The organism is Paenarthrobacter sp. AR 02 (assembly GCF_021538675.1).
In the GTDB taxonomy this organism is placed as follows: domain Bacteria; phylum Actinomycetota; class Actinomycetes; order Actinomycetales; family Micrococcaceae; genus Arthrobacter.
Map to the genome: position 1 here is coordinate 158,273 of NZ_JAJUKH010000010.1, position 10,268 is coordinate 168,540.

Annotated in this window: 6 protein-coding genes; 1 reads left to right on the top strand and 5 read right to left on the bottom strand. The window is 57.7% G+C overall.

From position 1 onward, the window contains the following. Window positions 1-1,975: 1,975 nt before the first annotated feature. The 5 genes from LRQ04_RS16970 to LRQ04_RS16990 form a co-directional block, all read right to left on the bottom strand. Complete coding sequence (locus tag LRQ04_RS16970) at window positions 1,976-2,647, bottom strand: hypothetical protein (RefSeq protein ID WP_235521492.1); 672 nt, start codon at window positions 2,645-2,647, stop codon at window positions 1,976-1,978. A 5-nt stretch (window positions 2,648-2,652) separates the two neighbouring features. After that, a complete protein-coding gene (locus LRQ04_RS16975) occupies window positions 2,653-3,588 on the bottom strand; it encodes a ParA family protein (RefSeq protein ID WP_255774323.1) in 936 nt (311 codons plus the stop codon). Between the two features lie 1,778 nt (window positions 3,589-5,366). Then, on the bottom strand, window positions 5,367-5,951 hold the full coding sequence (locus LRQ04_RS16980; protein WP_235521494.1) for a recombinase family protein: 585 nt from the start codon (window positions 5,949-5,951) through the stop codon (window positions 5,367-5,369). Window positions 5,952-6,124: 173 nt separating this feature from the next. Beyond that, window positions 6,125-7,063: a hypothetical protein gene (locus LRQ04_RS16985; protein WP_235521495.1), complete on the bottom strand. Its 939-nt coding sequence runs from the start codon at window positions 7,061-7,063 to the stop codon at window positions 6,125-6,127. 995 nt (window positions 7,064-8,058) lie between these two features. Beyond that, the gene (locus LRQ04_RS16990; protein WP_235521496.1) at window positions 8,059-8,394 is read right to left on the bottom strand and encodes a hypothetical protein; all 336 of its coding nucleotides are present in this window, start codon (window positions 8,392-8,394) and stop codon (window positions 8,059-8,061) included. 674 nt (window positions 8,395-9,068) lie between these two features. Here LRQ04_RS16990 and LRQ04_RS16995 point away from each other — a divergent pair. After that, window positions 9,069-9,935 (top strand): hypothetical protein, encoded by an 867-nt coding sequence (locus LRQ04_RS16995; protein WP_235521497.1) that lies wholly within the window; start codon window positions 9,069-9,071, stop codon window positions 9,933-9,935. Window positions 9,936-10,268: the final 333 nt, after the last annotated feature.

The window sequence follows — 10,268 nt, forward strand, 5'->3', positions numbered from 1 at the left end:
CCCCGGCTCGGACGCCGCTCAGGCGTGGGCAGCACTTGCGCCTCTTCTCGCAGGTCAACCCCGCGTCAGACTGTCACGTGACGGCGGAAAAACGTATCCTCAAAAGCACGAACGCAGCCTGACTGAGACGCTCCCCACATTTCCAGCCGCCGTGAAAATCTTCGGCAAGGACGGCACTTGTGCGGCAATCTTCTTAGACTTTGACTCCTCCGTCGCTGGCATTGATTCGGTCGACGTCGACGTGCGCGCACTTCAGACCTGGCTACACAACTGTGGTGCTCGCTGGATCGAAGATCGATCCCCGAATGGCGGCCGTCACATCTATGTTCCGCTTAGTAAGCGTGTTCCCTTTTCTGAAGCAAGAGATTTCGTTGAGGCCCTCGGTACCCGCTATCGGACTTTGGACAAGACTCCGCACCAGAACCTGATGCACGGTTGCATGAGGACGCCCGGGTCACCCCACAAACGCGGCGGGTACCAAGAATTGGCCATGAGTTTGAGTATGGCTTACGACGTTGCACGCCGCCCGAACAGCCAGAGTGTTTGGGAGACCATGCGCTCGGAGCTAGAGCACGAGATCACCGGAATCCGGGCCCTGAGGCTGACTCAATCGCTTCCGTCTTCAGACCAAGGGGTTGAGGACTCCATACCGGCCACCCGGATGTCTCGTCTCATGCAGCAGATGGCGCAGTCCGGCCTCTACGATGCGAACCGTTACTCCTCGGACTCCGAAGCACGTCAGGCAATCCTGACAGCAGCCGCAGCTGCCGGCTTGAAGCTCGTAGATGTGGAACGGAGGATTCTCCAAGGCGCTTGGCCAGGGCTCGCATCGTTCTACGCACGCTACTCCGCACGCCACCGACTGCCGGCGCTAAAACGCGACTGGACCAACGCCGTCGGCTACATCCAAAAAAAGCAGGCCTCCAAAGCAGCGAATGACAATGCCCATAAATCCCCCACAAGCCAGCCAAATACACAGCCCCTGCTACCTACTGCTCTAGCCTCTGATCCCAGTTCAGAACATCGCTACATCCGGACTTGGAGAAGTGCACTTGCACTTAGGGAGCACAGCTATACAGCTTCCCGAAACGGCTTGGCCAGAAGGATGGTCTTGCGTGCACTAGGGGAAGCTGCTCATATGACGGCATCTCGCTTCATTGAGTTTGGAGATCGTTCCTTGGCAGTTGCAACGGGACTTGATCACACAACTGTCGGTTCTCACCTAAGGGCGTTGCGCGCTGAGGCGGACCCCCTCGTTACGTTGGTAGAACGTGGCAGAGGGACAAAGGGCGATCTGTATATGTTGTCGATCCCCCAAGACCTGCAAGCGGCCGCTGAAGATTTGTCATGGCGGAAAGGAAAGCTTCACGCCTTGCGGCCCGTTTTCAGGGAATTAGGCCTACCTGCCGCCTTTATTTATGAAGCTCTAGAACGTATCGCTGGAGGTCTCACCACAGCGGAAATCGTAACTTTGACCAGGTTGTCGCGAACGGCAGTGAGTGAGGCCTTGGACCTCATGGCTGCGTGGAACATGGTGTCTCGTGATTCCGGACGTTCATGGTCAGTAGTGTCCACGACATCCTTGAGAGAGCTTGCGGAGTCTTTCGGGGTCCTGGAGGCTGTGGCTGCTCAGCTTCACCGATACCAAATAGAACGAACGATTTGGCGAGAATGGCTCTCGAAAAACGTCAATACGCTCGCTGAACTACTCTCCCCTACCGACGACTACCCGTGGGAAGAGTACGAGGGACCACCAGACGAATGGTCCCTCGTAAATATGGCCTTCTCACCTGCGTCCTGAGTGGCCGATGCGGTACCAATTCATAGCAGACCACTGGCCCTAGGTTTCGTGTCCACCATATGTAGTGCCATAAGGCATGCCATAAGTACTGTTGGTAGCTACGCCATGATTGGTGGGAGTAGATGCCGGCTCGTCATGACGGTGTGGCAACTACTCCTAGCCGAGGTGCAAAGGCTATTCCGCGAGATACAGTCTGTAGGCAGCTGATACCAGAGCACTGCGTGATGGCGCGTTAAACTCAATGACCTTGTCATCAAGCCAAGAAACCTGATGGCCGTCTAGGCGGACTTGAATTTGGATGCCCGCTTCTCCCCTTCGACGAGGGGTTCGGCGTGGCATCCCCGAAGCAGAAGGGACACTCTCGGCCACAAATTCTTGAGCGAGAGTTTCGGCAGGTAGCGCGTCAAAGGCATCCAGGAGCAGGTCTGCGTATGTTGTTCGCTCGACGTGGATTCTTTCTTTGACCGTGAGTAGCAGATCTGGTGCCAAATACACCCCTACGTTGCGAAGGGCACCAGGAACGGAATCGGAGGCTTTGGCCTTCGGGCCCTTGACCTGTTTCTGTCGTTGCTGGGCGTCGATTGGCCGTGGTTCAGCCGGAGACTTGGCTCGCTTGGTGCTGTCAACGACGGCGATAGGGGTTTCGTCAGGGGCGACAGCAGAAGTCGTTGTCTCCTCGGCCACATCCCGGACAACAGACATAGGCGGTCGCCCCTGCGTCTCGGACTCGACCTGCTCGACGTTTTCAGCTCTCCTGCGCTTAGGGGCCAAAAGCCCTTCCAGCTTCGCGCCACGGGGAGAAACGGGGGCAAACGCCCCTGAAAGATTCGGACGGTCGTTGCTCATCAGATTTATTCGCTTTCGATGGAGTTGAGTCGAGCGAGAATTTCCCCTGTCAGTTGCTCAAACTCTTCGGCTAACCCGCCGGCATTGCGGGAGAAGAAGCCGTCGGCTGGCTTCTCGCCGGCACGAAGTGCCTTCAGCCGCTTCTTTTGTGCGTCGGTCACTGCCCCTTCCAGTTCGTGGAAGAGTAAGCCTTTGCGGCGTGCATCCGCACTTGCGCTTTCGAGGTTTCGAATCCGTGTCTCGAAGACAGGTGCAACCTCCCCCAGCATCTCCGACAATGTTTCACGGACACTGCGTTCGAGACGCATGGACCTTGGGCCCACGCCGAAGAGTACGACTCCAGCCAGCTGCAGGGAGGGGTTGCGATCCCGGACTGCCATAAACCTTCGTGCAATACGTTCGACACCGTCAATACTGGCGTCATCAGATTTTGTAGGTATCACTACCGCGCTTGAGATGGCAAAGGCTCCTTCGACAAGTGTCCTCTCCCCCGGCGGAGTGTCGATAAGAATCAGGTCGTAGTCATCTGCAAGAGGCGCCAGCACGGAGTACAGCATGTCGCCGAAGTCGGCAGCGTCTGAACGACTGGACCTCGACACCATGAGGCCTTGTATATCCTCCAAGTCCTGCCCTCCCGGGATAACGTCGAGGTTCTCTCTGACGTTACGGAGAACCAGAGGAGTCGTGCCAGCAATTAGTGCGTGGAACAGTTCACGTCCTGTCTGGCGTTCGAAACCTAGGTCCCTCGCAAGGTCTCCCTGGGGATCAAGATCAACCAAGAGGACACGCGAGCCAGCGAGTGCGACATAGCCACCGACGTTGGCAGCTGTGGTGGTCTTACCCACTCCCCCCTTGCCGTTGGCGAACGAGATCACACGATCTATTGCTCGTGCCTGGTTCACCTGCGGGCTACCGGTGGTTTGCAGCGACGGTCGTGCCATTGGTTCTGACTCCCCTACTGGTTTTGCTTTCAGTTGTTCAGCTTATGGGGTCCCTCGCAAGAGCTTCCATTACGACACGGGTTGTTCTTCAAGTTCGATCCAAAGTAGTTCTCCCTATGTGTCCTGTGGTTGCACGGCAGACGATGATGCTTGTTAGTCGGCTGATAGCTAGCTCAATTGAGCTGCTAGCCCTAATTATGGCTGGCGCTCAGGTATGCCGTATTGCAAGTCGCTCAATTATGCCTATGGCTCGTGCTCAGCCGTGCCGTATTGCAAGTTGCGCAACTGTGCCTATGGCTCGTATCAACGCTGCCGATCATGTTGTGCGATCAAGTGATAAGCAAATGGGATGGAAAGCCTGCCTATTCACCGGCTCTGTTGCTCTATGGGTAGTTGAGCAACAAGCTAAGTCTCCCGTGGGGACTCATGTTGCTGTGCGGGTGTCGCTTCCAATAGGTCTTATGGCGTGTCTTATGGCATGAGTTTGGGCGTTGTCTTTAGCCTTGTGAACGATTGAGGTGAATGCCACCCACACGTATCAGGTCGAAGGCTACTCCTGTGCCCGCCATCGGGCATGCGCCGACTGGCGAGTGATGCCTAACGCTGAGGCCACTGACGTCCACGAGAGTCCCACGGATCGTCCCCGGGCTACGGCGTTCGAAAGACTGGCCTCCGCGGCAGCAAGCCTACGTCGTGCGCTTTGAAGGTCATTGATCGCTATGGCTTGACGGGCATGCAATAGCCACTCTTCGTGCATCTCCGCTTCAGCTGAGACAGGGGGAGTGGCGAACCCGAGAAAAGGCACAAATGCTGTTCTGCCACTCAGTCGCGCTTTAGAACGTTCCTTAACCCTGGACCAGTGGGACCCTTCCCATCCGCAAAGACAAACACTGCGCCAGCCAATAACATCGTCGTCACTTACGACCTCGTGATCACGCCGAACCGTATCTCGGGGATACATCCCGCTGACTCCTTGAACTAGGACGCCCAGTCCACCTATGTCATAGGACAGTCGGCCATCCGGGACGACGCTGCAGACGCGTCCGACATGGCTTTCGCTCCCAATATTCCACTGCACATGCACTCCTGCCTACTGCCCCAGCTGTCAGGTTATCCTGACCTTGTCCGATGCCCGTTCTACATTCCAGCCGAGCGCTGCTGCCTCAAACAGCCGGCAGTCGTCCTGCCTCACCCAAGACGGTGAAAGGTCAGCGAGCCGCGCCAAGTTGAGTGATCCCCGAACGGTCTTCTATACGTGCCCCGGAAACGCCAGGGTGACGCCACGCTCTAAGTCGGAAGTGACATCGGCACGCTTCGCGGGCAGACCACGCAGCGGCACTACTTTGTGACGGAGGCCGCCAGATAGTCTGGCGGCCTCCGCTCCCGTTTAGGGGATGTTGTGCCAGAACAGGCGGGCGACATCAACGACTAGTCGGATGATGTTGACCACCAGGTTCCAGGCGCCCCATGGTTCTTCACGTTTCCGCTTGGATTCCATGCCGGCACCTCCTCCCGGAGGAACAGGGCACGGCGCGCACGTGTTTGTAGGCCACAACAGCGTTGCGCCTAACGTGCACAGGGCCATAGACTCAAAGTGTGGCGTTCGAGGTTCTATGGCCCTCTTACCGCACCAATGAGCGAACCGCTCAGAACGAAGACCCGAGGCCTAAGTCGGGTCTTCAGTTCGTTAACGGCACAGCAGGCTGTTGCCTGATGGCTCAAGCCTATCGGTCCTCGGCCTCTGCCCGGCATGATGAACCAGGTCTTTGCGGGCTGGTTCACCCGCCCGTGTTGCCGGGGGAGCGAGGCGGAAGGTGCCGATACAGGGTGGTTCGCGCCAAGCCGGTCTTGGTGACTATTTCGCGCATGGGCGCGCCTTTATCACGAAGCATGAGTGCGTGCTCAAGTTTGGCCGCGTCAACCACGGAGGGCCGTCCCGTGCGACGGCCGTTAGCGGTCGCCACGGCGCGGGCGTGGGCAGCCCGTTCAGCTGCGTAGGTGCGTTCCATCTCCGCGAAGAGCGCCAGCATGACGACGGCCAGCTGCGCCATGGGGCTCTCCGGGTCTGAGGTATCGATTCGCAGCGGATCGGCCAGCGTCCTGACACCTACGCCGCGCTCTTTTAGCTCGTGCATCAGGTTCAGGGTGTCTCTGACAGTGCGGCCCAGACGGTCCAGGGTATGGACCACGATTACATCTCCCGCCCTGGCGTGGTCGAGTGCCGCGTGGAGGCCTGGTCTGTCCCTGGTGGCTCCTGACCTTTTATCGGCAAAGACCTTGGTGATGCCGGCGGCTGCCAGGGCATCGAGCTGCCGGCTCAGATCCTGTTTGGCGGTTGAGACGCGAGCGTATCCGATATCCATGCGTGCACCGTACCGAAAGTTGCTCCCGTGACGCGCGCTCACGTCGTGTGTTTTGGCATAACATCCGATACGCAAAGATTTCCGTGCGTTGAACGGATCCTACCTAGGGGAGTGTGTCCCAGTAGATCTGTTCCAGTTCCAAGGAAGTGGAACACACCCATCACTGGCGAAGTTCAACCATCGGTGGGATGTAGACGGGTCTGCATTGCAAAATGGTCGCTGAAGGCCGGGGCGGTGTAGGAGTCGAACGCCAGGCAGTGTCTTCCAAGGAGGTTGGTTACCGAATCCGAGAGGGCAGGAGTTTCCGGCCGTCTCCCTTGGCGAATTTGTCCTATGTTATCCACTTTGATGTAGCCCCATTCGAAAAGGGGGTCGCAGCCCATCGTGCAGATCAGCATGGCAACGGCTCTGAAATTCCTGCGCTCCTCATCTGTGCAAAAGCTGCGGGGCTTGATATGCCCAGCGATGAGTAGACGGGCTGGAAACGTTGAGCCGCACATCGAGCAGTTCGCTGTCGTGCGACCAGCAAGGAGGAACCGGCGCAGCTCGGCCTGCTCAGCGCGGAGCCGGGCCAGAGCCTCTGCATCGGTGTCCTGCCCGCCCCACCAGTGATCCGGGCGCCCCATAAAGCCTTCATCCATCGGTGGCAGATCAACCTTGAGCGCTGCAAGCAACCGAAGCCCTTCGTCCTTGTTCAGACTGGCCAGGAACCGTTCTGCGGGGCGACCGCCCGAGTGGAACGGCGCATCCTTGCGGCCATATTCGATCATCTTTGCCACCGCTGTGTAGTGCAGCCGGAGCCCGGTCGCTATTGGCTGCACATTGACAAGCCAGCCATAGTCTTCTTCGTCCTCGCGAGCACGTGGGTACGCTGAGGGGCGCTGACAGTCTTGCCATTCCTGGCTGACTACGCTGACAGCGCGCAGGTAGCTGTGGGCGTGGTGAAAAACGACATCTCCCGCCCTGAGCTCTTTAATGAATGCACGCGAGTTATCCAGCTTGCGATCGTTGGGCCTAGGGCACGTCCACAGCGTGCCGTCCTCAATTGCGTCGTCGTAGTTGCGGTTTTGCGTTGCCCACCAAAACCTCCTGCCTTCTACCGCGTCAGGCATCCGAAGAATCCTGTGCACCATGGGCACTAGCGGTTGGCGCCTTGGCATACACAGCCAGAACGTACGCGTTACGTCTGGAACGTTCCACTCTCCACTGGCCACTGCGGCCGATGCGAATGACGGGTAGCTTAAGCTCACGGATGGTGCTGCCGGTATTGAACTCTGGGGCTACCTGCAGAGTAAGGAACCGCGGTGGCTGCGGCTGGTCATCGAGGCTATGGTCTCTCATTTGCTCATTCTTTCAGCACCTGAACTGAAGCTGACTTCTGCCAACCGCCTCCACCTTGAGAGCAGCAACTACACGCACCCGGAAGTGCTGTGGGCCCTGAGTGGATGAGAATGGCAATCTGATTTGGGCCCTCTCCGACTTGGGATCACAGCCTAACCGGAGACCACCCGAGTGGTCGCGGAAAACCAACCGGACACCGGCAAATGACGCGCATTTGTTCCCATCCAGACGTGTTCCAGTTCTAAGGATGTGGGCGAGCTTTGGGACGTTGTAGGCAACGCACAACGGAAGGTGCCACGACACAGTCCAAAGAGTGGCGGCCAGATGCGGCAGTCCGTTCCTGAAAGAAGTTACCGAAACAGCGACACGATCGTGGTCCACGATGCACCTTGGCTTGGGGGAGTCTTTGTTGGGACTCGGAGGCGTGACTTTTCAACGGTAAGTGGCAGTGGCTTTCACAGCACCGTTTCTCGTACGGCTCAGCCCGTCAGAGGATCCTTCAACGGGCACCTTTGAGCGAACTTGAAGCAGTCACACCTGTGATCCTGCATGACCTTCGGATCTACTGCACGTCTTGGGGATATCACTTTCGGATCACGCTACCGTGAACATTTCAAGACCCTTCGGCCAGAGGACCACGAACCTTTCTCCAACTACTTCCCTACATGCGGCGCGGACTTCGTCCCGCCGCGGGTGACACCCAAGGGCCGCCATCGCATGCTGAAAGGTGGGGTTGCCCGTTGGTACAAGCCGCGCTAAACGGGCGTCACTTGCCGCGCATCGTGCGCGACCAGATTGCCTTTATCTCCCAGTCGCGGTCATAGCGCCCCAACTGTATTGCGGCAGGATGCCATGCCTTAATCATGGCTATGCGGTCAATCCTCGGAATCTTGTCCCACTCGTCGAGGGCGGGCTCCGGGTAACAGACCTGGCATGCGTACAGAAGGCAAAACAAGAGCATTGGGGCGAGCATGAGGCCTCCAAAGCTCGCCGTTGCAATGGCTGTGACCAGTCCCGCCCCACAACTGATGACCCAGATAGCCGTGCGCACCCCGCGATAAGTGGCCGCCCGCACGGGCGTGCGCTGAACGAGTACTCCCATGACACGAGGTTAGCTGTAGAAGGGCTTATTTCTCGGGACATTCACAGGATCGGCTACATTGCGCACTATGGCCTACGACCATAGAACTTCCGACGAAAGGACTCGCGACGAGCGCAGCGCTAACGTGGTACACAACTGGACCATGTTCGTCTTCTGCTCGGGAAGTTCTGCGGGCATCTCCGCGCTGATGTGGTTGATTCTGGCGAATGACTCGACGCCCGATCCAGACGAGCAAGCTTGGTTGCCGCTACTGCAGTTCGTGACTGTCGTCGGCGCGCTTGTCGTCGTGGCATACGCTCTGTGGTGCTTCAGCCTGGAGGCTCATGCGTGCGGTCGTGGCCGACGACGCGCGAAGCGCGCTTGACTTGAATTAGCACCATAACGCGGGAAGGTTCACCATCCTCCCAGCGGCCCCGGAAGAGGCGTGTCCGCATCGCCGCCAGGCTCCTAGCACTGGCGGCCGCCATCTGGCACAACTGGCGAAGCGGAAACGCTCACTGAGCGCCTGCGACCACTGAACCCGAAAGGACTCACTCATCTATAGGTTGTTGCGGCCGTGGCCGGGGGAGTGGTTCCGCTGTGAAATGCGGCGATAAATGGTGGCGTTTTGGAGAAAGGTCGCGTCACTCTAAGCTCTCGAAGAGTGCTAGATGTCCAGGCCAAGAGGGAGCAACATGACGACAGCAACAGGTGTGAAGTACGAGACGAGGTCCGTTAAGACGGTTCGCGGCCTGGAGGCCAGGACCAGATCCAAATTAGAGAAAGAGGGCTGGGAGTTCGTCTCCCAGGAACAGGGGACCGTACGGTCGGAGCTGACCTTCCGGCGTCCGAAACCAGAGACTCCGTGGAAATTGATCGGAGCGGGTGGCGGCCTGCTCGCACTCATCATCGTCGGATCGCTCATCGCCAGCGCATTTGGGGGAGAGCGTAGTTCAAACAGCAGTGCAGAGGCGCTTCCGTCACCGACCCCGTCCTTAATCGTAGAAACCCAAGCCCAGACCGCTCCGACTGAAGCAACTGCGCCGGCTGAAGCAACGACACCATCAGCCGAGCCCCCGACTCCTGCTCCTGTGGTCACTTGCAACATCGATGAGAACTTCGGCAAATGCTTGTATGGGCAAACTGCGATATATGAAGATTCTCGACGTAATGGGGAGAAGGTTTTGCTTGAGATCACGGTGCAAGAACCTCAAGAATTCGAGCCTGGGAAGGACGCGGACTTCGCTATCAAAACGCTTGGGGGTACACAAGAGAAAGGTGCTGACAACCTTTACTTCGATGTCACTATCAAAAATTTGTCTGAAGAGGCCATCTTGGGACGTAGCGACGTCCAGTTAGTCGCCAACAGTGCTTTGGATGGCGACTATGATGTCCGTTCCGTTCAGGATGACGTAGTAGAAGCCTACTGGGATGCAAAACTCGAACCAGGACAAAGCTCAACTTTGAGAAGTGGCTGGAACTTCAACGATGCTTCTGAACCTACCTTCAAAGTCCGTATCGATGGACTCGGTGGAAATAGCGTCACTTTCTCACGCAAGTAGCAACAAGACGCTTCATCGAAGAAAAGTGACAATCCACTTGGATTATTACTCCCATAGCGCATGCTGTGCGTTGTCGATGCGGATGCTACGCGCCCCCTCCCGCGACAACGGTTCCGCTCCTACGCCATCGGGCCGGACCGGCTCAAACAGGCAAGGTGCATGCGCGCAGAAAGATTCTCTTATCGACGCATCGGTCAAGCCCTAGGTGTACTGTCCCGGCAGGTTGATGACACGGGGCTGGAATTGACGAAGTAAAGAGGACCTCCGGGTGTTATGTGGAGCTTGTCGAGAGCAAACACAGATACCAGGAGGTCCTCGTGTCCCACTCTAACG